Source organism: Nocardia callitridis, assembly GCF_039543305.1.
Classification (GTDB): domain Bacteria; phylum Actinomycetota; class Actinomycetes; order Mycobacteriales; family Mycobacteriaceae; genus Nocardia; species Nocardia callitridis.
The window spans coordinates 1425959-1448744 of sequence record NZ_BAABJM010000001.1 but is presented as its reverse complement, the minus strand read 5'-3'; the positions used below and the strand labels follow the sequence as shown (position 1 = coordinate 1448744).

The 22786-nt window shown below is 66.1% G+C and carries 22 protein-coding genes and 1 tRNA gene; 10 read left to right on the top strand and 13 right to left on the bottom strand.

Going from position 1 to position 22786, the window contains the following annotated elements; genetic code table 11:
- Nucleotides 1-151 precede the first annotated feature (151 nt).
- From ABEA50_RS06130 to pknB, 6 genes are read left to right on the top strand one after another with little or no spacing between them, the layout of a single operon-like run.
- Nucleotides 152-619, top strand: coding sequence for an FHA domain-containing protein FhaB/FipA (locus ABEA50_RS06130; protein WP_345494043.1), 468 nt, complete (start codon nucleotides 152-154; stop codon nucleotides 617-619).
- Nucleotides 616-2109 (top strand): PP2C family protein-serine/threonine phosphatase, encoded by a 1494-nt coding sequence (locus tag ABEA50_RS06125; RefSeq protein ID WP_345494042.1) that lies wholly within the window; start codon nucleotides 616-618, stop codon nucleotides 2107-2109. The genes ABEA50_RS06130 and ABEA50_RS06125 overlap by 4 nt, the downstream gene beginning before the upstream one ends.
- Complete coding sequence (locus ABEA50_RS06120; RefSeq protein ID WP_345494041.1) at nucleotides 2109-3593, top strand: FtsW/RodA/SpoVE family cell cycle protein; 1485 nt, start codon at nucleotides 2109-2111, stop codon at nucleotides 3591-3593. Before ABEA50_RS06125 ends, ABEA50_RS06120 begins: the two co-directional genes overlap by 1 nt.
- On the top strand, nucleotides 3590-5056 hold the full coding sequence (locus tag ABEA50_RS06115; protein WP_345494039.1) for a peptidoglycan D,D-transpeptidase FtsI family protein: 1467 nt from the start codon (nucleotides 3590-3592) through the stop codon (nucleotides 5054-5056). Before ABEA50_RS06120 ends, ABEA50_RS06115 begins: the two co-directional genes overlap by 4 nt.
- Before the next feature lie 37 nt (nucleotides 5057-5093).
- Nucleotides 5094-6584 (top strand): protein kinase domain-containing protein, encoded by a 1491-nt coding sequence (locus tag ABEA50_RS06110; RefSeq protein ID WP_345494037.1) that lies wholly within the window; start codon nucleotides 5094-5096, stop codon nucleotides 6582-6584.
- Nucleotides 6581-8491 carry a Stk1 family PASTA domain-containing Ser/Thr kinase gene (pknB, locus tag ABEA50_RS06105; RefSeq protein WP_345494036.1) on the top strand — a complete coding sequence of 637 codons (1911 nt, stop codon included), beginning with the start codon at nucleotides 6581-6583 and terminating at the stop codon, nucleotides 8489-8491. Before ABEA50_RS06110 ends, pknB begins: the two co-directional genes overlap by 4 nt.
- Before the next feature lie 74 nt (nucleotides 8492-8565).
- Here pknB and ABEA50_RS06100 read toward each other — a convergent pair whose 3' ends face one another.
- Complete coding sequence (locus ABEA50_RS06100) at nucleotides 8566-9210, bottom strand: aminodeoxychorismate/anthranilate synthase component II (protein WP_345494034.1); 645 nt, start codon at nucleotides 9208-9210, stop codon at nucleotides 8566-8568.
- A gap of 174 nt (nucleotides 9211-9384) precedes the next feature.
- Here ABEA50_RS06100 and crgA point away from each other — a divergent pair, with 174 nt between their 5' ends.
- Both crgA and ABEA50_RS06090 read left to right on the top strand, forming a co-directional pair.
- The gene (gene crgA / locus ABEA50_RS06095) at nucleotides 9385-9651 is read left to right on the top strand and encodes a cell division protein CrgA (protein ID WP_345494033.1); all 267 of its coding nucleotides are present in this window, start codon (nucleotides 9385-9387) and stop codon (nucleotides 9649-9651) included.
- 104 nt (nucleotides 9652-9755) lie between these two features.
- On the top strand, nucleotides 9756-10232 hold the full coding sequence (locus tag ABEA50_RS06090; RefSeq protein ID WP_345494032.1) for a PH domain-containing protein: 477 nt from the start codon (nucleotides 9756-9758) through the stop codon (nucleotides 10230-10232).
- A gap of 252 nt (nucleotides 10233-10484) precedes the next feature.
- On the opposite strand, the gene ABEA50_RS06085 is transcribed toward ABEA50_RS06090, so the two are convergent.
- From ABEA50_RS06085 to ABEA50_RS06045, 9 genes are all read right to left on the bottom strand, one after another.
- Complete coding sequence (locus tag ABEA50_RS06085; RefSeq protein ID WP_345494031.1) at nucleotides 10485-11354, bottom strand: rhomboid family intramembrane serine protease; 870 nt, start codon at nucleotides 11352-11354, stop codon at nucleotides 10485-10487.
- A 6-nt stretch (nucleotides 11355-11360) separates the two neighbouring features.
- On the bottom strand, nucleotides 11361-11888 hold the full coding sequence (locus ABEA50_RS06080; protein WP_345494030.1) for a peptidylprolyl isomerase: 528 nt from the start codon (nucleotides 11886-11888) through the stop codon (nucleotides 11361-11363).
- A gap of 404 nt (nucleotides 11889-12292) precedes the next feature.
- Nucleotides 12293-13141: an ABC transporter permease gene (locus tag ABEA50_RS06075; RefSeq protein WP_345494029.1), complete on the bottom strand. Its 849-nt coding sequence runs from the start codon at nucleotides 13139-13141 to the stop codon at nucleotides 12293-12295.
- Nucleotides 13138-14136: an ATP-binding cassette domain-containing protein gene (locus tag ABEA50_RS06070; protein ID WP_345494027.1), complete on the bottom strand. Its 999-nt coding sequence runs from the start codon at nucleotides 14134-14136 to the stop codon at nucleotides 13138-13140. Before ABEA50_RS06070 ends, ABEA50_RS06075 begins: the two co-directional genes overlap by 4 nt.
- A gap of 458 nt (nucleotides 14137-14594) precedes the next feature.
- The gene (locus tag ABEA50_RS06065) at nucleotides 14595-15740 is read right to left on the bottom strand and encodes an RNA polymerase sigma factor (RefSeq protein WP_345494681.1); all 1146 of its coding nucleotides are present in this window, start codon (nucleotides 15738-15740) and stop codon (nucleotides 14595-14597) included.
- Between the two features lie 32 nt (nucleotides 15741-15772).
- A complete protein-coding gene (locus ABEA50_RS06060) occupies nucleotides 15773-16180 on the bottom strand; it encodes a YciI family protein (RefSeq protein WP_345494026.1) in 408 nt (135 codons plus the stop codon).
- Nucleotides 16181-16220: 40 nt separating this feature from the next.
- A complete protein-coding gene (locus ABEA50_RS06055; protein ID WP_345494025.1) occupies nucleotides 16221-16712 on the bottom strand; it encodes a pyridoxamine 5'-phosphate oxidase family protein in 492 nt (163 codons plus the stop codon).
- 674 nt (nucleotides 16713-17386) lie between these two features.
- The gene (locus ABEA50_RS06050) at nucleotides 17387-18313 is read right to left on the bottom strand and encodes an acyl-CoA dehydrogenase family protein (RefSeq protein ID WP_345494024.1); all 927 of its coding nucleotides are present in this window, start codon (nucleotides 18311-18313) and stop codon (nucleotides 17387-17389) included.
- A gap of 77 nt (nucleotides 18314-18390) precedes the next feature.
- Nucleotides 18391-19266 (bottom strand): SDR family oxidoreductase, encoded by an 876-nt coding sequence (locus ABEA50_RS06045; RefSeq protein WP_345494023.1) that lies wholly within the window; start codon nucleotides 19264-19266, stop codon nucleotides 18391-18393.
- Between the two features lie 59 nt (nucleotides 19267-19325).
- On the opposite strand from ABEA50_RS06045, the gene ABEA50_RS06040 reads away from it, so the two are divergent.
- The gene (locus ABEA50_RS06040) at nucleotides 19326-19997 is read left to right on the top strand and encodes a TetR/AcrR family transcriptional regulator (RefSeq protein ID WP_345494022.1); all 672 of its coding nucleotides are present in this window, start codon (nucleotides 19326-19328) and stop codon (nucleotides 19995-19997) included.
- On the opposite strand, the gene ABEA50_RS06035 is transcribed toward ABEA50_RS06040, so the two are convergent.
- Together ABEA50_RS06035 and ABEA50_RS06030 are read right to left on the bottom strand one after the other, a co-directional pair.
- Nucleotides 19985-20461 (bottom strand): amidohydrolase family protein, encoded by a 477-nt coding sequence (locus ABEA50_RS06035; protein WP_345494020.1) that lies wholly within the window; start codon nucleotides 20459-20461, stop codon nucleotides 19985-19987. The genes ABEA50_RS06040 and ABEA50_RS06035 overlap by 13 nt on opposite strands.
- Nucleotides 20367-20939 (bottom strand): amidohydrolase family protein, encoded by a 573-nt coding sequence (locus ABEA50_RS06030; RefSeq protein ID WP_345494018.1) that lies wholly within the window; start codon nucleotides 20937-20939, stop codon nucleotides 20367-20369. The genes ABEA50_RS06035 and ABEA50_RS06030 overlap by 95 nt, the downstream gene beginning before the upstream one ends.
- A gap of 169 nt (nucleotides 20940-21108) precedes the next feature.
- On the opposite strand from ABEA50_RS06030, the gene ABEA50_RS06025 reads away from it, so the two are divergent.
- The gene (locus tag ABEA50_RS06025; protein WP_345494017.1) at nucleotides 21109-22179 is read left to right on the top strand and encodes a CE1 family esterase; all 1071 of its coding nucleotides are present in this window, start codon (nucleotides 21109-21111) and stop codon (nucleotides 22177-22179) included.
- Between the two features lie 394 nt (nucleotides 22180-22573).
- Here ABEA50_RS06025 and ABEA50_RS06020 read toward each other — a convergent pair.
- A tRNA-Ala gene (locus ABEA50_RS06020) sits at nucleotides 22574-22646 on the bottom strand.
- Nucleotides 22647-22786: the final 140 nt, after the last annotated feature.

Here is a 22786-nt window from a genome sequence, read left to right as displayed (position 1 = left end):
GTATCGTGATCGAAGTCGATCGACACCCTTATGATGCTGCCAACACACGCACGACTCCGACCCGGAGTCGGCAAGGCCAGCATTGCTTGTGGGGGTGGTCGAACCGCACCTACGGCACCGACGTACACGGTCGAACAGGAGGTGGAACGCCGTGCAGGGACTGATCCTGCAATTGACCCGTGCGGGGTTCCTGCTGCTGTTGTGGTTGTTCGTGTGGGCGGTGCTGCGCACCTTGCGCAGCGACATCTACGCGGCATCCGGCATACGGATACAGCCAAGGGCCGCACGCGGTTCCGCAGTGCTGCCTTCCTTCAGCCGGGGCCAGAAGGGCGCCAAATTTCTTGTGGTGACTCAGGGTTCACTCGCCGGCACCCGCATCACGCTCAGCACCCAACCGGTGCTGATCGGACGTGCGGACGACTCCACGCTGGTGCTCACCGACGATTACGCCTCGACCAGGCATGCGCGAATTTCCCCGCGTGGTGACGACTGGTACGTCGAAGACCTCGGCTCGACGAATGGCACTTACCTAGACCGCGCGAAAGTCACCACCGCCGTCCGCGTTCCGCTCGGTACCCCGGTCCGAGTCGGCAAAACAGTGATCGAGCTGCGATCGTGACTCTTGTTCTCCGCTACGCAGCGCGTAGCGACCGTGGTCTCGTTCGAGGCAACAACGAAGACTCCGTGTATGCGGGTGCCCGACTGCTCGCCCTGGCCGACGGCATGGGTGGACACGCGGCGGGCGAAGTCGCCTCGCAACTGATGATCGCCGCGCTGGCACACCTCGACGACGACGAGCCCGGCGACGACCTACTCGGCAAACTCGACCGCGCGACCCGCGAAGGCAACGCGGCCATCGCCGACCAGGTCGAGGAAGAGCCCGAGCTCGACGGTATGGGCACCACGCTCACCGCGGTCCTGTTCGCGGGCAAGAAACTCGGCCTCGTGCATATCGGCGACTCGCGCGCCTACATGCTGCGCGGCGGCGAGCTCGCCCAGATCACCAGGGACGACACGTTCGTCCAATCCTTGGTCGATGAGGGCAGAATCACAGCCGAGCAGGCGCACACTCATCCGCAGCGTTCGCTGATCATGCGCGCGCTCACCGGCAACGAGATCGAGCCGACGCTGATCATGCGCGAGGCGCGCGCCGGCGATCGCTATCTGCTGTGCTCCGACGGTCTTTCCGATGTGGTGAGCGACGAAACCATCGAGAACACGATGCGTGAGGGCACCACCGACGAATGCGCCGACCGGCTCATCGAACTCGCGCTACGCAGCGGCGGCCCCGACAACGTCACCGTGGTCGTCGCCGATGTCATCGACCTGGATTACGGCCAGAGTCATCCGATCGTCGCGGGCGCGGCGTCCGGGGTCGACGAGGACACGCCGCCACCGAACACCGCCGCGGGCCGCGCGGCCGCGATGCGCCCGCCGCGCACCACGCCGCGCCGGGCTGCCGCCGCGCCGGAGCCCCCCACCGCGAGCAAATCCCATAAGCTGCGCTGGATCCTGCTCGCGACGGCACTCGTCGTCGCCGTCTGCGTCGGATTGGCGGTGGGTTACAAGATGATTCGCAGCAATTACTACGTGGGGGCCGATCACGACGCCGTGGTGGTGTTGCGTGGTCTGCCCGGTTCGATTCTCGGCTACTCGATCCACGACGTGAACCTCGTCGGCTGTGTGACGCGCACCGGGGACCTCACCTTGGTGGAGCCGGATGCCGAGTTCCCGGCCAAGTGCACCGAACTGAAGATGGCCGACCTCAAGCAGACCGGTCGCGATCAGGTCGACAGCGGCCTGCCGCCGAGTTCGCTGGACAAGGCGAAGGACTCGATGAAGGTGCTGGCACAGCGAGAGCTGTTGCCGCCCTGCCAGACCCGTACCACCGCCGCGCCGCAGCCGGGCATCGTCCCACCGGGCGAGCCGACGCCGCCACCCGCCGAACCCGCGCCGCCCGTGCCGGGGACCACCACCAACTCACCCGCGCCCGACCAAGGTGACACCAGGGGCACCGAGGTCAAGACGCCGACGAAGACGCCGAATCCGCCTTCGAGCACCACCCAGTCCCCCCAGACCGCGGGGGAGAACTGCCGGGTGACGGACTGATGTCCGCTCCGGCACAGCCGGCCGCAGGGGCTTTCCCCAGCCCTCCAGGCGGATTCGCCCCTGCCCCGCCGCCGAGCACTCGGCGCAACGGTGAACTGTTGCTCCTCGCGGGTGCCGCGGCGATCACGACCATCGCGTTGTTCCTGGTCGAGATGAGCCAGGAGCAGTCACTCACCTGGGACATCGCCAAATATGGTCTGGCCTACCTCGCGCTGCTGGCCGTCGCGCATCTGGCCGTGCGGCGATTCGCGCCGTTCGCCGACCCGCTGCTGTTGCCGATCGTCGCGCTGCTCAACGGTCTCGGGCTGGTGTTGATTCATCGACTCGACCTCGCTGACGCGCAAGAGGCGATCGACAGCGGAAAAGACATCCCCTCCCCCGACGCGAACCAGCAGGTGCTGTGGACCGCGCTCGGCATCATCATCTTCGTGACGCTGCTGATCGTGCTGCGGGACTATCGCACATTGGCCCGTTACAGCTACACGCTCGGACTGATCGGCCTTGTCGCACTGATGATCCCGGCGTTGCTGCCTGGTCGTTTCTCGGAGATCAACGACTCCAAGAACTGGATCAAATTACCCGGTTTCAGTATTCAGCCCTCGGAGTTCGCGAAGATCTTGTTGATCATCTTCTTCGCCTCGGTGCTGGTCGCCAACCGTGACCTGTTCACCGCCGCGGGCAAGCACGTCCTCGGCATGGAATTTCCCCGCGCCAGGGACATGGGGCCGATCCTGGTGGTCTGGATCGTCTGCGTCGGTGTGTTGGTCTACGAGAAGGACCTCGGTACGTCGCTGCTGATCTTCAGCACCGTCCTGGTCATGCTCTACGTCGCGACCGAACGAGTCGGCTGGTTGATCATCGGTCTGGGGCTACTCGCCCTCGGGTTCTTCTTCGCCTACCAGGTGTTCAGTCACATCCGCGTACGCACCGAAACCTGGTTGCACCCGTTCGACGACTACAACAACACCGGATACCAGATCTCCCAATCGCTGTTCGGGCTCGCCACCGGCGGCCTCGCGGGCACCGGCGTCGGCAGCGGGCGACCGAATACGGTGCCGTTCGCGAAAACCGACTTCATCGTCACGACCATCGGTGAGGAACTGGGCCTTATCGGGCTCGCCGCGGTACTGGTGCTGTTCCTGATGCTCATCGCGCGGGGCCTGCGCACCGCGCTCGCCGTACGCGACAGTTTCGGAAAGCTGCTGGCAGCCGGTCTTTCGTTCACCATCGCCATCCAGTTGTTCGTCGTCGTCGGCGGCGTCACCAAGCTCATTCCGCTGACCGGACTCACCACACCGTTCGTGTCCTACGGCGGGTCGTCCTTGCTGGCCAACTACGCCCTACTCGCACTGCTGATCAAAGTGTCCGACGCCGCACGCGCCCCCGCCCCGGTACGGAAAAAGGAGCAGGCACCGATCGCGGACGCCCAAACCGAACTGCTTCGCCGTAACGCGGGCCGACCGGAAGGGGGACCGACGCCGTGAACACACCCCTGCGCCGCGTAGCCATCGCGGTCATGGTGATGGTCGTCGCGCTACTGGCCAACGCCACCTACATCCAGGTGATCAAGGCCGACGACTATCGCAGCGACCCGCGCAACGATCGCGTGCTGCTCGACGAGTATTCGCGCCAACGCGGCCAAATTTCCGCGGGCGGCAGCGTGCTGGCCAGTTCGACCAGCACCGACGACCGCTACAAATACCTACGCAGTTACCCCACCGATCCCGCGGCCTTCGCACCCGTCACCGGCTTCTACTCGATGCAGTACGGCAGCACCGGGCTCGAACGCGCCGAGGACGCACTGCTCAACGGCTCCGACAGCCAGTTGTTCGGCAGTCGACTCGTCGACCTGGTCTCCGGTCGCGACCCGCGTGGCGGCAACGTGCTCACCACCCTCGACCCCACCATGCAGCAGGTCGCCTACGACGAACTGACCAGCAAGAACTACACCGGTTCGGTCGTAGCGATCGAACCGAGCACCGGCAAGATCCTCACCATGGTGTCCACGCCGAGCTACGACCCCAATCAGCTGTCGGGCCACGACGGCGCCAGCGGCACCCAGGCGTGGGAAAGCTTGACCGACGACGAGCGTCAGCCCCTGCTCAATCGCGCGATCTCGCAGACCTATCCGCCCGGCTCCACCTTCAAGGTGGTGGTCACCGCCGCCGCGCTGGCCAACGGCACGGCCAAGCCGGAGGACCAATTCACCGCCGCACCCAACACCACCCTGCCGGGAACGAACACCACCCTGGAGAACTACAACGGCACCACCTGTGGGCCCAACTCGACCGCCTCGCTGTACGACGCGTTCCGGCTGTCGTGCAACACCGCTTTCGCCGAACTCGGGGTGAAGGTGGGTTCGTCGAAGCTGAAGGACATGGCGGCGGCGTTCGGTGTCGGCCCACACCGCGGCATCCCGATGGAGGTCGCGGAGAGCTCGGTCGGACCGATCCCGGACAATGCCGCGCTGGCGCAGAGCAGCATCGGGCAACGCGACGTCGCGCTGACCCCGCTGGACAACGCGGTGATCGCGGCGACCGTCGCCAACGGCGGCGTGCGGATGGAGCCTTACCTGGTGGATCAGCAGCAGGGGCCGGATCTGAGCGAACTGTCGAAAACCAAGCCGGTGTCGGTGGGGCAAGCGGTGGACGCGAAGGTAGCGTCAACGCTGACCAACCTGATGGTCGCGTCGGAGAACAACACCGCCGGAGGTGGGCAGTCTCGCAATCAGATCGCGTCCAAGACCGGTACCGCGGAGCACGGAAACGATCCGCGCAATACGCCTCCGCATGCTTGGTACATCGCCTTCGCTCCGGCACAGAACCCCAAGATCGCCATCGCGGTGATCGTGGAAAACGGCGGCAATCGGGCCCTCGCCGCAACCGGTGGCTCGGTAGCCGCCCCGGTGGCCCGTGCTGTGCTGGACGCCGGCCTTGGAGGGGGCTGAACGATATGGATACGCGAGTGGAGCTACGGGGACCTCGATGCTGAACAACGGGGCGATGATCGCCAACCGATACCGGCTACAGCGACTGATCGCGACCGGTGGCATGGGCCAGGTCTGGGAGGCACTGGACACCAGGCTTGATCGCCGTGTCGCGGTGAAGGTGTTGAAGTCGGAGTTCTCGGCCGACCCGACGTTCAGGCAACGGTTCCGCACCGAGGCCAAGACGACCGCGCAGTTGAACCATCCCGGTATCGCCGGGATCTACGACTACGGCGAGACCATCGACCCGCAGGGCGGCGAAACCGCCTACCTGGTCATGGAATTGGTGCAGGGTGAGCCGCTGAACACCGTGCTGAACCGGCTCGGTCGACTGTCGGTGGTGCAGGGACTCGATCTGCTGGAGCAGACCGGTCGCGCACTGGAGGTGGCGCACTCGGCAGGTGTCGTGCACCGCGACGTCAAGCCGGGCAACATCCTGGTGACGCCGACCGGGCAGGTGAAGATCACCGACTTCGGCATCGCGAAGGCCGTGGACGCCTCGCCGGTCACCAAGACCGGCATGGTGATGGGCACGGCGCAATACATCGCACCGGAACAGGCGATCGGTGAGGACGCGACCGCGGCCAGCGACGTCTACTCGCTCGGTGTTGTGGGTTACGAGGCGCTCGCGGGTCAACGACCGTTCAGCGGTGACGGCGCGATCACCGTCGCGATGAAGCATGTGCGCGACACCCCGCCGCCGATGCCGGCGAACCTGCCGGGCAACGTGCGTGAACTCATCGAGATCACCATGGGTAAGGAACCGCAGCTGCGGTATTCGCGGGGCGGCGAGTTCGCCGACGCGGTCGCGGCGGTGCGCGCCGGTCATCGACCGCCGCCGCCGAGCGGTGCCACGCCCCCGGTCCCGGTGACCGGCGCGACCAGGGTGATTCCCCCCGGCCCGACGGTCGCGATGCAGACGCCGCCCTCGCACGATTACGACGAGGGATACGACGACGGTTACGACAATCCGCCGCCGAGGTATGCGACCCCGCCGCGCGGTGTGGCGGGCCAGGCCGGGCCGGGTCAGCGGTATGACGACGAGCCGCCGCAGGACGGCAGCCGTTTCACCCCCGCGCAGAAGTGGTTGGCCGGTCTCGGTATCGGCGCACTGGTGCTCGCGGCCATCGCGGCGTTCGTGCTGTTCGGCTTGGACACCAACAAGGGCCCGACACCGCCGACCCCCTCCGTTGTTCCGACACCGGTAGTGCCGCCGCCCGTGCCGATCACGACGACGACGGTGTCGCAGGAGCCCACCTACGAGGAGGAGACAACCACCGAGGCGCCGACGACAACGACCGCGCCGCCGTCGACGACGACCACCTCGGAGCCGCCGACCAGTACCGCGCCGAGTAGCACACGGACGACGACATCGCAGGTCACCACGCGGCCGCAGATTCCCTCGTTCGAACTGCCGGAGATTCCGGGTGCCCAAGGCTCGACGCTGACCCCCCGCGTTCCTCCACACTCCGCGCAAGGACAACGATGACCACCCCGAAGAATCTCTCCCAACGCTACGAGCTGGGCGAGATCATCGGGTTCGGCGGAATGTCGGAGGTGCACAAGGCACGCGATCTGCGACTGAGCCGAGACGTGGCGATCAAGGTGCTGCGCGCCGACCTCGCCAGGGATCCCACGTTCTACCTGCGGTTCAAGCGTGAGGCGCAAAACGCCGCCGCGCTGAATCACCCCGCGATCGTCGCGGTGTACGACACCGGTGAAGCCGAGATCGACGGCGGCCCACTGCCCTACATCGTCATGGAATACGTGGACGGGGACACGCTGCGCGACATTGTGCGCGGCAAGGGGCCGATGCCGCCTCGGCGCGCCATGGAAGTGATCGCCGACGTGTGCGCGGCACTGGATTTCAGCCATAAGGCCGGGATCGTGCACCGCGACATGAAGCCGGCCAACATCATGATCAACCGGGCCGGCGCGGTGAAGGTGATGGATTTCGGTATCGCGCGCGCGATCGCCGACGCCGCCAACCCGATGACCCAGACCGCCGCGGTGATCGGTACCGCGCAATATCTTTCGCCGGAGCAGGCGCGCGGTGAGACGGTCGACGCTCGCTCGGACGTGTACTCGGTCGGCTGTGTGCTGTTCGAGATCCTCACCGCCGAGCCGCCTTTCACCGGTGATTCGCCGGTCGCGGTGGCTTACCAGCATGTTCGGGAGGACCCGAGGCTGCCTTCGCTCGTGCATTCGGGCGTGCCGAGGGAACTGGACTCGGTCGTGTTGAAGGCGATGAGCAAGAATCCCGCGAATCGGTATCAGAGCGCGGCCGATATGCGCGCCGATCTGATCAGGGTGCTCGGCGGGCAGAAGCCCATCGCGCCGATGGTGATGACCGACGAGGACCGCACCACCATTCTCGGTTCGGAGGAACCGGCGCCGCGCAGCTATCGCACGGTCGAACGCGGCGAGGATACCGACACCGCCGAGCAGCACCCGCCGCCACAGCAGGACCCGCGCCGCAAGCTCTATTACGGTCTCGCTGGCGTCGCCGCGGTCGTGGTGGTCTTCGCCCTGTTCTGGGTGCTCATCGGCCCTGGTAGTCGACCCGATCAGGTCGAGGTGCCCGATGTGTCGAACAAGGCCTCCCAGCAGGCGCAGGAGCAGTTGCAGGGTGCCGGCTTCTCGGTCGCGGTGCAGGAGAAGCCCGACAGCAAGGTCCCCACCGGCAACGTGATCGCCACCCAGCCGCTCGGCGGCTCGAGCATCAACAAGGGCAGCACGGTGACGCTGCAGGTGTCGTCCGGCCCGGCCCAGGTTCAGGTGCCGAAGCTGATCGGGCTCAACCAGCAGCAGGCACAGCAGAAGCTCAGCGTCGAGGGCCTGGAGCTGAACCCGAACGTCGAACGCGCGCCGTCGAGCGAGGCCGAGAAGGATACGGTCACCGACCAGAACCCGTCACCGGGCGGCAAGCTCGATGCCAACGGTCAGGTGACGATCACCATCGGTACCGGCCCCGAGGCCATTCGCGTCCCTTACGTCGTCGGCCAGACGGTGGATGTCGCGCAGCCGAATATCGAGGGCAACGGTTTCAAGGTCGTGATCCAGGAGGTTCCCTCGGCCAAGCCCAAGGGTGAGGTCGTCGCGACGAGCCCCGCGGGCGGTTCGAACGCCGACAAGGGCTCCTCGGTGACCTTGCAGGTCGCCGGCGACCAGACCAGGATGCCTTCCCTGGATGGCCTCACGGCCGCCCAGGCGGTGGACAAGCTGCGCGCCGAGGGGTGGACCGGCAGCACCGGTCAGATCACCCAAACCACGCAGGGCACGATCGACCCGGGCAGGGTCGGACGGGTACTCGACCAGCAGCCGTCCGCGGGATCAGCCGTGGGCAGGAACGCCACGATCACCATCGTCATCGGTGTGCTACCGCTGGGTGGCTGACCCGACTCGATTCCAGGATCGCTTCGACCGAGCGTCGAAAAAGCACGGAAAAGCGCTTTTCCGGGACGCGCGGACTATTGCGGCACGAGTGCGGCGACCTCGGCTTCGAGTGTGCGCACCAAATCCTCGGCGGGGCGTTCGCCGCAGGCTGCCAGCCAGTTCGCCAGCATTCGGTGCCCACCCTGGGTGAGTACCGATTCGGGATGGAATTGGACGCCGTGGATGGGCAGCTCCCGGTGGCGGAAGGCCATCACGATGCCGCTCTCGGTGTGCCCGAGTACCTCGAGTTCCTCGGGCAGGGTGTCTTCGGCGACGGTCAGCGAGTGGTACCGGGTCGCGGTGAAGGGGTCGGGTAGGCCCGCGAGGACGCCGGTGCCGAGGTGGAAGACGGAACTGGTCTTGCCGTGCAGTAGTTCGGACGCACGGATGACGGTGGCGCCGAACGCCTCACCGATCGCCTGGTGTCCGAGGCACACCCCGAGCAAGGGGGTGCGGTGGCGGGCGCAGGCGTGCACGAGCTCGATGCTGACACCGGCACGGTCGGGGGTGCCTGGGCCGGGGCTGATCAGGATGCCGTCGAACTCGGTGACGACGGCATCGAGGTCGGTGAGGTTCGGGTCGTCGTTGCGCCAGACCACAGCCTCCACGCCGAGCTGGCCCAGATATTGCACCAGGTTGAACACGAAGCTGTCGTAATTGTCGACGACGAGAACACGCATGGGGTCGAGATTACCGTCGCCAACCGCCACCACGTCGCATCTATTCCCTGTTGGGCTAGCCTAGAGGCACACCGGAGGCGCTTTGGCGAGCTCGCCAGCCCGCTGCCACCGCCGCACGAGCTGGGCGGCAGCCGACCCGCCGGTACCGACCTGAACGCCGAATACGAGGACGTCATGCCCAAGTCGAAGGTCCGCAAGAAGGCCGATTTCAGCGCCAGCCCCGCCAGCAGGACGCCGGTCAAGGTGAAAGCCCTCGGCCCGTCTCCGGTGTGGTACGTCACCGTCATGCTCGGGTTCATGCTGGCCGGGCTCGCCTGGTTGCTGGTGTACTACCTGGCCGGCGACAAGATCACCTGGCTGAGCGACCTGAACGCATGGAATTTCCTGATCGGCTTCGGTCTGATGGTCATCGGTCTGATCATGACGATGCGGTGGCGTTGACCGATCAGACCGAAGCCGCCTGACCAGGGATTACAGACGTGTCATTCATACACACCTGTGGATGAACCTGTGGACAACTCCAGTAAGAGTGGGTATCGCCGCGCATGAACCCTGATTTGCCCGCCCCGAATTCCCCCGCCGACCGGCTTTCCTGGTCCACTCCGGCGCCTGCCTTGATCGCGGTCGCGGTGGGCGGTGTCGCGATGGCTGTGGCGACCTTCTTCGCCGCGGACGGGCCGAGTCGGTTGCTCGTCGGGCTGGCCGCGCTCGGCCTGTTGGCGATGGCTGGGCTCGGATTTCGACAACGCCCGAGGCTTGCGGTGGTTGCGGGGGAACCACCGCGCATGGTGGTGCGTGGCCTGTTGCGGCCGAGGGAGTACGTGCCCACGCAGATCGTTCGCGCCAGGATCGTCGGTTACCGCCGGCTCGGGCGCAAGATGCCGATGGTGGAGATCGACGTGGTCGACGACGAGGGCGAGCGACTGCTCATCTTCGGTCGTTGGGATCTGGGCGCCGACCCCACCGCGGTGTACGAGGATCTGGTCGGCGCGATGCGGTTGTCGCGCGACAAAACGAGCTAGCACGCACACGCCCCGCCTCGAGCCCGACCGGTCACCGTGAGTGCGTTGCTCGGAGCCCCGGCCCTGCTGCGAGCACAGCCTGAATTTCCCAAGGCGAAGGGTCGCCGAGAGCATCGCGCATGGCCGCGCGCGCAGGCGGAACCGTCGCCCAACGACCAGCCGTGCCAAGTCCCGATGGCGACCGTTCGCCACACCCGACAACCGCTGCGCTTTCGGCGGTGTTTCACGTGAAGCGAAGCGATCCCGCCTGCCTCACGATATGAGCGAGGCGGCGGCCGATCCGATCACCGCCACCGAGATCACCGCGATGATCCCGACCGCCACCCAGCCGATGACCCTGGCGTTCTCCTGCGTCTTCGCGTGCAACCAGGCGGGCACGAACAGAATGCCGACGGTCGCGAGGGTGCCGGCGGCAAGGCCGCCGAGGTGTCCCCACAGCGAGATACCGGGCAGCGAGATGCTGATGAACACGTTGATGCCGATCAGGATCAACATCTGCGTGGGGTTCTGACGCAGGCGCAGCAGGATGATGGTGATCGCACCGAACAGCCCGTACACCGCGCCGGACGCACCCGCCGTCGGGGACTCCGGCGCGAAGACCATCACGGCCGCCGACCCACCGAGTAGCGAGACCGCGTACACCGCGAGGAAACGCGCTCTACCGAGCACCAATTCGCCGTCGCGGCCGATCACAAACAGGGCGAACATGTTGATCAGCAGATGAAAGGGCCCGTAGTGCAGGAAACCCGTGCCGATCACGCGCCACCATTCACCGTCGGCGACGTAGGGCGGGTACAACACCAGGCGTAGAAACAGCGAGGAACGCTGGTTGTCCACCGGGTTGTGCGCCTGTAGCGCGGTGAAGGCGTAGAACGCGACGTTCAGCGCGATCAGCACATAGGTGACATACGGCGTCGGGCGCGTGCTGGTCGGCGCCCCCGCGACGGTGCGTACCGGTGCCACGTCGCGCTGGTCCTGACGCAGGCAGTCGACGCAGTGCTGACCGACCGAAGCGGGTCGCAGGCATTCCGGGCAGGCTGGCCGCCCACACCGTGTGCACGCCAGACCGGTTTGGCGATTCGGATGGCGGACGCACGTCGGTGCGGGCGGCTGCGGGTTCATATCCTCTTATTCGATCGTGATCTTGTTGATGACAACGGGTTCCAGCGGGCGGTCGTTGCGGTCGGTCGCTGTCGTCGCGATGGCGTCGACGACTTTGCGCGATTCCGGCTCGAGCACCTCACCGAAGATCGTGTGCTTGCGGTTGAGGTGCGCTTGCGCGCTGACGGTGATGAAGAACTGCGAACCGTTCGTCTTCGGTCCCGCATTGGCCATGGCCAGCAGGTACCCGCGATCGAAGCGCAGTTCCGGGTGGAATTCGTCATCGAACTCGAAGCCGGGTCCGCCGCGTCCTGTCCCGGTCGGGTCACCGCCTTGAATCATGAATCCGTCCATTACCCGGTGGAAGATGGCTCCGTCGTAAAACGGACCTGTGCTACCTCCTGCCGCGTTCTCGGTGGTGTAGGGCGCGGAGCCGTCCGCGAGTCCGAGGAAATTCTTGACCGTTTTCGGCGCATGGTTACCGAAGAGCGAGATCCTGATGTCGCCGTGGTTGGTGTGCAGCGTCGCAACGGCGGTCTGATTCGGTGAGGTCACGCCGGACATGTTATCCATCACAAATACGTGTTCCTCCGCCCACCGGCGTCGCGGCGCCCGGCGAGTTCCTGCCACACCGCGATCCGTTCCTCGAAACTACGGCCGACGCACGCCCCTCGGCGAGTCGGCCACCGGTATCCACCGTAGCCGTCTGCACGATTCGGCCGACTGTGCCAGCATGGGCGGATGACCTTGGGGCGCCTACACGTATCCACTCGTTCGCGGTACCGACTACTCGCGGCGGCCGCCGTCGCGCTGGCGGGCGGCGCTGCCTGGTTCGCCCGCGGTAAACGACCGCAGCCTCCGGCGCCAGCGCCGGAGCCACCGCGAATCGGCTACTCACGCAACGGGTCAGCGCCCTTGGCCAGCGCCGACAGCGGTCGCTGAAACCGCACTGATCCTGCCTACCGACTCACTGTCCGCTTGTATTGACGCACCGCCAGCGGCACGAACACCGCCAGGATGATCACCACCCAGACCAGTGTGGTGAGGACGGGATGGCGCATCGACCAGGAGTCGGGTGGTGGCGCGAGCGGGCTGGTGTTGCCGAAGAGGTCGCGCGTTGCCTGGGTCACCGCCGAGACCGGGTTCCACTCCGCGATCTGGCGCAGCACGGTCGGCAACTTCTCGCTGGGGACGAAGGTGTTGGCGATGAACGTCAGCGGGAAGATCACCATGAAGCTCGCGTTGTTGAACACCTCGGGTGTGCGTACCAACAGGCCGACCACCGCCATCACCCAGGACAGTGAGTAGGCGAACAGCAGCAACAGCACATAGGCCAACACGGCGTCGAGGAACGACCCTCGGATGCGCCATCCCACGGCGAGCCCGGTCAACGACATGACGACGAGGCTGACCACGTTGATCACGACATCGCTGACCGTGCGGCCGATCAGCACCGACGACGGCGCCATCGGCAGTGAGCGGAACCGGTCGATGATGCCCTTCTGCATGTCCTCGGCCAGTGCGAGACCGGTGAACGTCGAGCCGAACACGACCGTCTGCGCGAAGATGCCAGCGATCAGGAATTCGCGGTAGCCGCCGGACAGTCCCGGTACGTCGATCACCGCGCCGAAGATGTAGGCGAACAGCAGCACGAACATGATCGGCGAGAGTGTCGAGAAGATCAGCACATCGGGCACGCGTTTGATCTTGATGATTCCGCGTTTGGCGATGGTGGTGCTGTCGGTGGCGACGATCTCGAGCTTTTCGCGCAGCGAGGGCCTGATGATGGCCGTTGTTGTCGCGGTCATCGGATTTTTCCTTCCGTGGCGTCGAGCGCGTCGGTGTGGGAGTTGGCGGCAAGCGCTCGAGCTTCGTGCCCGGTGAGGGTGAGGAAGACGTCGTCGAGTGAGGGTCGCCGGAGGCCGACGTCGCGGATCCGCACGTCGTGTTCGGCGAGTTTGCCGATCGACTCGACCAGGGCTTGCGCGCCGTCGGAGACGGGGACGATGATTCTGCGCAAGGTGGGTTCGAGGTGAATCTCGCCGTCGGCCAGTGCTTTCAGTGCCTGTTGCGCGATCGGCAGGTCGTCGGCGTCGTCGACCGTGAGTTCGATGCGGTCGCCACCGACCAGGGTCTTGAGCTCGTCGGAGGTGCCTTGCGCGATCACGGTGCCGTGGTCGATCACCGCGATGGCGTCGGCGAGTCGGTCGGCTTCCTCCATGTACTGCGTGGTGAGCAGCAGGGTGGTGCCGCCAGCGACGAGTTCTTCGATGACGTCCCAGAGGTCGAGCCTGGCGCGGGGATCCAGGCCGGTGGTCGGTTCGTCGAGAAAGAGCACCGGCGGGTTGGCCACCAGCGCGCCCGCCAAATCCAGGCGCCGCCGCATTCCGCCGGAATATCCTTTGACCGGACGGTCGGCCGCGGCGCTGAGCTGGAATCGGTCGAGCAGTTCGCGTGCGCGTTCTTTACTGCGCCGCACACCCATGTGATACAGGCGCCCTACCATTTCGAGGTTCTCGAAACCGGTGAGATATTCATCGACGGCGGCGTATTGACCTGACGCACCGATCCTGGATCGCAGCAGCTGCGGTTCGCGCAGCACGTCGATTCCCGCGACGGTCGCGCTCCCGGAATCCGGGATGAGCAGGGTGGTGAGCACGCGGACCGTCGTGGTTTTACCTGCACCGTTGGGACCGAGCAGCGCGGTGACGGTACCTTCGGGGACGGTCAGGTCGAGACCGTCGAGCGCGATCAACTGGCCGTAGCGTTTGACCAGACCCGTTGCGACGATTGCGTCGGGCATGATTCTCCTGATGTTCGTCGGGGCCGGATATGCGAGCTTCGAGTCGACCGGAATCGAGCGATAACCGGCCGCTACCGGGATATCGGTTCACCGGTCGATATTTGAAACAGTATTGTCCGAATTTTCTGAGCTCGCATCGTATTTTTTGGCGACGAAAATCATCCGACCATGGGTCGTTCCGGCCCGACGACGGAAGTGGCGCCAGCTCGCGGCGCTAGCGTGAACAAGGGCCGCACCCCGGTCCCGGCGGTGCTCGGGGGTGCCGAATCGGGGTGCGGCCGAGTTCGATGATGCCGAAGAGTGCACGGTGCGGTCGCGGGTAGCGGACTACTCGAATCGGGCTGCGCCGGTACTCGTTTCGTCGGATGCCCAACGGCGCGCGAAGCGCGGAAAGACACAACCGCAGGGCACGGTTTGCCAGCCGTTGGTCGTGCGCACAGCACGGTTGCCCGCAGCGGTCATGAACGCAACGACTGCCGAACCCGCGCCGCCGCACGGGTGAGGTGGTCGCGCTCGGGCACGCTGGTTGCCGCGTACGCTGCCGCCGCGTACAGCTGCGCGGCCTGCTCGAGGTCACCGGCACGCTCGAGCAGGTAGGCATGCACCGCCGCATAGCGGGGCAGGTCAGGATCCAACGTGTTCAGTTCCGCCAACCCGGCCTGCGGCCCGTCGGCCTCGCCGACCGCGACCGCACGGTTGAGTCGCACCACCGGACTGTCCGTGCATGTCAGCAGTTCGTCGTACCACTCCACGATTTGCACCCAGTCGGTCTCGGCAGCGCTCGGGGCATCGGCGTGCAACGCGGCGATCGCAGCTTGCGCTTGATACTCACCGAGCCGGTCGCGCGCGAGCGCGGCGTGCAGGAGGGTTATCCCTTCGGCGATAAGGCCGGTGTCCCACCGAGATCGGTCCTGTTCGGCGAGCGGCACGAGACGCCCGCCCGGTCCTGTTCGCGACGCGCGCCGCGCATGGTGCAGCAACATGAGCGCGAGCAGTCCAGCCACCTCGGGGTCGTCGGTCGCACTGGCGAGCTGACGGGTGAGGCGGATGGCTTCGGCGGTCAGGTCGATGTCGCCGCTGTACCCCTCGTTGAAGACGAGGTAGAGGACTCGCAGCACCGTGGTCAGGTCGCCGGGTCGGTTGAGCGGCTTCCCCGCGATGCGCCGCTTGGCCCTGCTGATCCGTTGCGCCATAGTCGCTTCGGGCACCAGGTAGGCGGAGGCAATCTGGCGCGTCGTCAGGCCGCCGACCGCGCGCAGGGTCAACGCGACGGCGGAGCCGGGCGACAGCGCGGGATGCACACAGAGGAAATACAGCCACAGCGAGTCGTCGGTGTCTGGCACCTGACCTGCGGCTGGCTCGGCGTCCGCGCCGAGTTCCCTTCCCCGCCGTGCGGTTTCGGATCGCGCGGCGTCGAGAAATTTGTGCCAGGCGGCCGCGACGAGCCAGGCTTTCGGGTCACGCGGCGGGTCTACCTGCCAGGTGTCGAGTGCACGAATCATGGCTTCCTGCACCGCATCCTCGGCCGAGGCGAAGTCGGCACCGCGTCGGACGAGGATGCCGATCACCACGGGGACGAGCGCACGCAGCAGCGCGGCGTCCAGCTGTTGACTCGGGTTGCCCCGATCGCTCGGGTTCACTCGGTGCAGGTGTGTGTCTCGGTCAGGAACGGCCGCAGCTCCAGCCACTCCTGCACCGGCTTGCCGCCCGCGCCCGGTGCCGCGGACAGCTCGCCCGCCAGTTCGAGTGCGCGCTCGTAGTTTTCGACGTCGATCACCATCCACCCGGCGATCAGGTCCTTGGTCTCGGCGAATGGGCCGTCGGTGACCGGCGCTCGTCCCTCGCCGTCGGAGCGGACGAAGGTCCCCTGCGGGGCGAGCGCCTGGCTCTCGACGAATTCACCGGTGGACTCGAGTTTCGCGGCGAAGTCCTCCATGTACTGCACGTGGGCGGTGACCTCCTCGGGGGCCCACTGGTCCATCCGCACGTCATTGACCGACGCTGGCGCGCCCCGGTAGTGCTTGAGCAGCAGATACTTCGTCATCGTGTTCTCCTTGGTGTGGGTGCGGTAATTCTGGTCCCGGTTACGCTCGGGCGGCCCGCCGAGCGGTCAGTTCTTCGATCGCGGTGGGCAGGGTGGTCTCGAAGTCGATGAGCTTCACCCAGGTGGGAGTGACGACGATCCTGACCATGCCGTCGTAGAGCGAGCGGACCTCCGCCTCCCAGACCGTGCGCTGCTCGGGCGTCATCTGGTAGCTGCCGTTGATCTGGAGATACTCCTGCGGAATTCCGTCGACGACGTCCAATTCGACCGTTCCGCGAATGAGCAGGATCTTCGGCGGATGCACCTGCGTGTCGATCGTCAGCGCGACGTGGGGATTATGGCGCAAGGATGGCAGCTTCGGCGCGTTCTTGGTGGTGCACAGGACGATCTGCGCGCCGTTCCAGGCGAACGCGATCGGGATCGAACGGGGTGTGCCGTCCTTGGCGACATAGGCCAAGCGGGTCAGATCGCGGGCCAGCAAATCCTGACTGACCGGGCGCTGGAGGATCTCGGTGATCTCGTGCTGCTGCATCGGTGGTGGCTCCTGTGTCGGTTCTGGTGCGCGCCGTCTTCGGCCGCTCGTGCTCCTGGGACGGAGCCGGTCCGACCTTCTCGACATCCGCTCCCTACGAATTCTCGGATATTTTTCGACGGTGTGGTGGCACGCGAGGGCAGCCGTCCTCGCCCGCGGTGCCACGGCGGCGCGGGCGCCCCGAGGTCGGCGACACACCTGGCACGACACGCAGTGAAATCGGTCGACGCGCGGGTTCCGACGGCCGCCGCCTCGGCCCAATCGAGGACCACAGCGACCGGTCGGCACCTTTACCGATCCGAGACCAATACGAGGTCGTATGACCAATACGAGACGTTTTCCCCTGTCAGGCAAGGTTTTTGGCAAATATCAAGCCAACGTTATGTTCGGCTCGCGGGACGGGAGCGGCCGGTCGAATACTTCGGCCACGATGCGACCGAAAAATGCCTGGGAGAAATCTTGAAAAGTGGTGGTCCCCACGCACACACAATCACCGATCATCGCGTAGGATCGTTCACGTCGGCCCCTCCCCCCCGGGCCGACCCTACGCGGGCCTCGGCTAACTCCCCCCCTTCGCCGAGGCCCGCTCCCCATTTTCCGGGCAGGTTCCGGCGATGTTTCTTCAGGGCAGCGCGCTGGCGAACACCGCGGCGCGGTGCCCGGGTCGGCGAAACTCAGTCGGCCGACAGTACCGACCGCCAGGCCGCCGCCAACCGAAGCGCACGCACCCGATCCGCCGTAGCCAACAACGGCCGATCGCGCTCCCACCGTTGTCGCACAACCGAATCCGTCGACGCCCAGAACGGGCCGAGCGCCTCGAGCAAGGCACGGAACTGGTCGAATACCGCACCCAACGCGATGTGGGTGCCCGGCGAACTCGGCGCGTCGATGTCGAGCCCGCGCACCATCGTGACCGCGGTCAGTAGGCGCTCGAGCACCGAATTCGGCCAGCGCGACGCGCGTGCCACCCGCGTCAGCCACCCCAGTGTCGCGGCGAGCACGTGGATGTCCTCGATGGTGCGAAACGGCTTGAGATAGTCCAGGTAGCCGTCACCCGGCAGCACGCGCACCGGCACGTCGCGCAGGGTCACCGACGCGTGCGCGACCTCCGGAGCGAAGGCGGTCGCGGGCAGGTCGGTGACGAAGACGCCCGGGTCATCGGCACTGAGTATGGTGGCGTGCAAGCGGTTTCGTCCATCGGCCGACACCCCCGCGCTCGCGATCACCACGAGAATCCGCGCAGACGAACCCAGGGTGGCGAAGGATTTCGCCCCGTTGACGCACCATCGGCCCGCGTCCTCGGTGAGGCCGGTATGGATCGCCGCGGGATGCGCTCCGCCGCTTTCGGTCGCACAGAACGACACCAGGTCGTCGTCGGGCAACTCGGGTATCAAGGTGCGCAAGGCCTCCTGATAGCCGGACAAGAACGCGAAACCCAGTCGGTCCGCGCCGAATCCGGCGGCGATCGCGACGTCGACGGGCTTGCCGAAGCGGTTGGCGGCCACCCGATGCCGGGTCCACGCCGCGGCGACGCCGTCGAGCGGGGTCGTCACGACAGGCTCGGTCAGCAGAAAATCGGGCAGCGAGTCCACTCCTGCCACCGTAGTCGCCTCGGCGCGTAGTCGGGGGGCAAGCGTCGCTGGTCAGGCCCCGCGTCGCGTGCCTACCGCGGTGGGAGCTAGCGATGGTTCGGTGGTCGAGGGTGGAAAAGCCTTGCCTGATAGTCGTTTCGGATCGAATGTCCGGTGACGGCGGCTACCTGATCGGGGACCATCTTGCGCAGCGCGTAGTCGCGCAGACGTTCCGGTAGCACGTTCACCCAGCGAGTGAGCGGGCCGACGTACCCGGGCACCGTCACCTCGAACCTCGGCCGCACGATCACGGCGAGCACGGCCTGCGCGACGTCCTCGGGGCTCAGCAGTTTCGGCGCGCCGGTCGCGGTACCCGCGGCCAGTTCGGTATCCACCACACCTGGCATGACGACCGACAGTTGTACACCGCTGCCCGCCAACTCCGCGCGCACCGCGTTCAGGTAGCCGTACACGCCGTGTTTCGTCGCGGCGTAGGTAGCTTCACCGGGAGGCGAGAGTTTCGAGGCGGCCGAGGCGACGGTGACGATGTGGCCCGCACCCCTGGCTCGCATGGTGGCACCGGCGAGCTTCACACCACGAATCACCCCGTGCAGATTCACTTCCAGCTGGCGAGCCGCCGCGGTTTCGGGTTCGGCGTCGAATCCGCCGACCCACATCACGCCCGCGTTGTTGACCAGCACATCCACCCGCCCCCATCGCCGCTCGACAGCGTTGAGGAAGGACGCGAAGGACGCGGTGTCGGTAACGTCCAGATCGAAGGGGGCGACCGCACCGGTGAGCGCGTTCGCGGTGGCACGGACAGCGTCGCGGTCGTTGTCGCCGATGGCCACGCGCGCACCGGCCATGGCCAGCAGTCCCGCGATCTCGCGGCCGATACCCCGCGCGCCGCCGGTGACCGCGATGACTCGTCCCCCGATGGCAGGGTGGGAATGCAGCGGAGTTGGCATATCCCTCCAATCCATTTTTTGACACGATATCATGTCAAAATCGATTTCATCGGGCGCGGGAAGGAGTGAGAACAATGACGCGACATGCTTTGACCAGGCGATACACCGGACTCGCTCCCGAAGAACGTACCCGCCAACGCCGCGGCGCACTGCTTACCGCCGCGCTCGAACTATTCGGCACCGCGGGTTATCAACCCACCGCCGTGAAGAAGCTGTGCCTGCGCGCGGGTTTGACCGAGCGCTACTTCTACGAGTCGTTCACCGACCGAGAAGACTGCCTCGCCGCGCTGTACACCGCACTCGTCGATCGGTTACGCACCGCCACGGCCGACGCGACCGCCCTTGCAGCAGCGGCGAATCCGACGGATCTCGACGCTATCGCGTACGCGGGTCTGCACGGTTTCGTCGACTACCTCACCAAGGACCCCCGCCGCGCCCGCGTCGTGCTCATCGAGGTCGTCGGCGTCTCCCTCGCGATGGAGCAGCGCAGGCACGGCGTGCTGCAGGAGTTCACCGACATGGTGGTCGCGGCGTGGTCGGCCGTCGCCGCCGCGCGCTCGCCGGGCGTCGAGGTCACTACCGATCGTTTGACCGCGGTCGCGCTCGTCGGCGGGGTCAACCATCTGTTGGTGCACTGGTTGATGGACGGCAGGCGCCACGATCCCGCCGAGCTCACCAGAACCTGCGTTTCCTTGTTCATCGCGGCGTTCGACCGTGCCCGCGAGAACAGAACTCATGCTCGGTAGAGCGTGGCCGCGTTGTTGCCGAGCACGTCGGCGCATTGTGCGGGCGGCAGGCCTGATTCCTTGATGTATTCGACAGCCCTGGTGTATTTCTCATCGCGAAAGTAGGGATAGTCGCTGCCGCACATGATGCGCTTCGGGTCGAAGGTTTCCATGATCATGCGCAGCGCGGGGGCGTGAAAATTCGCGGCATCGAACCACATTCGTCGCAGCGCGGCCATCGGGCTCGACTCGAACGCATGCCAGTCCTCGAAGTTGTCCTCGATTCGCCGCGCCAGGAACGCGAGATCGCCGCCGAGGTGCGCGATATGCCATCGAATGTTCGGAAACCTGCGTGGCGCATCAGCTTTGAGCAGATGCAGTACCGCGAGGCTATCCTCGATCGGCGCACCGACCACCCACTCGAGACCCTGCCCATTGATCATCGGGCTCGAAGCCCCGCAACCGGTCGGATGGATGTACAGCACCGCACCGCGCCGATCCAACTCGGCGAAGAACGGATCGAGGCGTGGATCGCTCGGATAAATGTCGTCTCCGATGATCGTGGTCATGGTCATCGGAGACGAAGCCGAGCTCGTCGAGACAATAGCCGACCTCTGCGGCGGCGTCCTCGGCGTGCGGTAGCGGCGCGGCGCCGTAGGCGTAGAAACGGTCGGCGTGCGCACCGACGATGTCGGCGTATTCGATATCGACCGCACGGCATGCCTGGGCGGCCGCTGCCCGGTCATCGACCATCGGTAGCTGCGGACTCACCGACAAGACCTGGATGTCCACCCTGGCCGCGTCCATCATGGCCAGTCGGGCGCTCATGTCGCGCGCGGTGTCGTCCGCCTGCATATTTCGCGCGACCTTCGTCGACGCGGCCGGTATCCCGACCGATTCGAGCCGGTCCAGGTATCCGGCGGGATACACATGAGCGTGGGTATCGATGACCTGCACGTCCACCTCCGGTTCTCCCCCGGTCGGGTAGGGCTCGTAGGAACGCTACCTCCGTGGCAATGGCCGAGAGGCCGCATCCGAGCACTCCACGGAAAATGCGACCCGTTCGACGGCTACGTTCCGGAAACCAGCATTACCGGCCTGCGCCACCCCCACCGGTGAGAACATCGTTCTCATGCTCAAGATCGAAAATTTCACGTCCCGGCTGCGCGCGGACGCTGAACTCGTGACACGTCGGCGAGAACACCTGGCACGCGTGGCCGGTGTTGCGGCCCTGGCGGTGTCCCTCACTGCGCTCACCGGTGTCGCGCATGCGGAGGAACCCGACCCCGCACCGACATCGTCGGCCGGTTGCGGCGAACCCACGCCCGCAGCGGGCAACACAACCGTGCCGTTCACGGCCGCGGGCAAATCCGGAAGCTACATTCTCGACGTGCCGATCGGCGCCGACCACCCGTTGCCGGTGGTCCTCGATCTGCACGGCTATCTCGAACCGGCGGCCATCGAGCACTCGGTGGCGGCGCTCGGCGAATTCGGTGCCGCGCACGGGTTTCTCACGGTCACGCCCGAAATCAACGAACCAGGGCTGCCCCGATGGGATTTCGCGCAAGGCGCCGCCGACGTCGAGTATCTCGAACAGCTGCTCACGCACGTAGAATCGACCCTGTGCGTCGATCAGGCGCGGGTATTCGTCACCGGCCTGTCGATGGGCGCGTTCACCACATCCTCGCTGGCCTGCCAGTTCTCCGACCGGATCGCGGCCATCGCGCCGGTAGCCGGATTGCAGGACTTTCCGTGGTGCCAGACAACCCGCCCGGTCCCTGTCGTCGCCTTTCACGGCACCGACGACCCCATCATCGCCTACACCGGGGGTACAGGACCGAACGCGCGGCTACTGCCCTCCCCGGACGGCACCGGATCGGCGGTAGAACAGCAGAACGACGGACCAGCCGTCAACGGGCCTGGCCCGCAAAGCATTCCGGACAACGCCGCCGCATGGGCGCGACGCAATGGATGCGACCCGACACCGCGCGAACAACAGATCGCCCCCGATGTCACCCGCACCGACTACGCGTGCGCCGAGGACGCCACCGTCGCGCTCTACACCGTCCACGGCGGCGGACACACGTGGCCGGGCTCCACCTCGGTGATCATGCCGCCACCGTTGGTCGGCAACACCACCCGCTCGATCAGCGCCAACGAGGTCATGTGGGACTTCTTCCAGGCGCACCCCCTGCGAAACTGACGCGCACCCGACAGGAAACGGACCGCACCGACAACGATGCGGTCCGTTCCACCAGCCCGAATTGGACGTCAGTCCACCGGGTTTCAGCGGTTGGTCACCTCGTGCCACACATCCGAGTCACTGCGCTGACGCAGCTTGGAGACCCCGAGGAAGACCAGGACAACGACACCGAGCGCAAGCAGAATCTTCATACCTTCACCTTACTTGCGCCACCGAACGTGCCCGCCGGACGACACCGCGCGGTGGCACCCACGAACCCGAGCTCGACCGTTGACGACAACACGTCCGCCAGCAGACCACGAGATTCCACCCGAGGTCGAGCCACCCGCCAGCAGGACCGGGAGAAACGAAAAACGCCCCCCACCCGACATTGCAGGTAGAGAGCGTTTTCGAGTGGAGCCTAGGGGAATCGAACCCCTAACCCCTGCCTTGCAAAGGCAGTGCTCTGCCAATTGAGCTAAGGCCCCTGAGCGATTCCAATTTACACGGTCGGGTTCGGGGGGATTTGGTCGGGTCAGATGGTGCCCAGGGTGTGTTCCAGGGAGTCGAGGTTTTGGCGGAGACGGTCGAGGATGCGGCGTGGGGTCGTGGACTACTTTCCCATAGA

Excerpts from the sequence above, each read along its gene's own strand:
- ABEA50_RS06120 (WP_345494041.1), top strand. The coding sequence starts at position 2,109 with ATGTCCGCTCCGGCACAGCCGGCCGCAGGGGCTTTCCCCAGCCCTCCA.
- ABEA50_RS06110 (WP_345494037.1), top strand. The coding sequence starts at position 5,094 with ATGCTGAACAACGGGGCGATGATCGCCAACCGATACCGGCTACAGCGA.
- pknB (WP_345494036.1), top strand. The coding sequence starts at position 6,581 with ATGACCACCCCGAAGAATCTCTCCCAACGCTACGAGCTGGGCGAGATC.
- ABEA50_RS06100 (WP_345494034.1), bottom strand. The coding sequence starts at position 9,210 with ATGCGTGTTCTCGTCGTCGACAATTACGACAGCTTCGTGTTCAACCTG.
- crgA (WP_345494033.1), top strand. The coding sequence starts at position 9,385 with ATGCCCAAGTCGAAGGTCCGCAAGAAGGCCGATTTCAGCGCCAGCCCC.
- ABEA50_RS06090 (WP_345494032.1), top strand. The coding sequence starts at position 9,756 with ATGAACCCTGATTTGCCCGCCCCGAATTCCCCCGCCGACCGGCTTTCC.
- ABEA50_RS06085 (WP_345494031.1), bottom strand. The coding sequence starts at position 11,354 with ATGAACCCGCAGCCGCCCGCACCGACGTGCGTCCGCCATCCGAATCGC.
- ABEA50_RS06075 (WP_345494029.1), bottom strand. The coding sequence starts at position 13,141 with ATGACCGCGACAACAACGGCCATCATCAGGCCCTCGCTGCGCGAAAAG.
- ABEA50_RS06070 (WP_345494027.1), bottom strand. The coding sequence starts at position 14,136 with ATGCCCGACGCAATCGTCGCAACGGGTCTGGTCAAACGCTACGGCCAG.
- ABEA50_RS06060 (WP_345494026.1), bottom strand. The coding sequence starts at position 16,180 with ATGACGAAGTATCTGCTGCTCAAGCACTACCGGGGCGCGCCAGCGTCG.
- ABEA50_RS06055 (WP_345494025.1), bottom strand. The coding sequence starts at position 16,712 with ATGCAGCAGCACGAGATCACCGAGATCCTCCAGCGCCCGGTCAGTCAG.
- ABEA50_RS06045 (WP_345494023.1), bottom strand. The coding sequence starts at position 19,266 with ATGGATTGGAGGGATATGCCAACTCCGCTGCATTCCCACCCTGCCATC.
- ABEA50_RS06040 (WP_345494022.1), top strand. The coding sequence starts at position 19,326 with ATGACGCGACATGCTTTGACCAGGCGATACACCGGACTCGCTCCCGAA.
- ABEA50_RS06025 (WP_345494017.1), top strand. The coding sequence starts at position 21,109 with ATGCTCAAGATCGAAAATTTCACGTCCCGGCTGCGCGCGGACGCTGAA.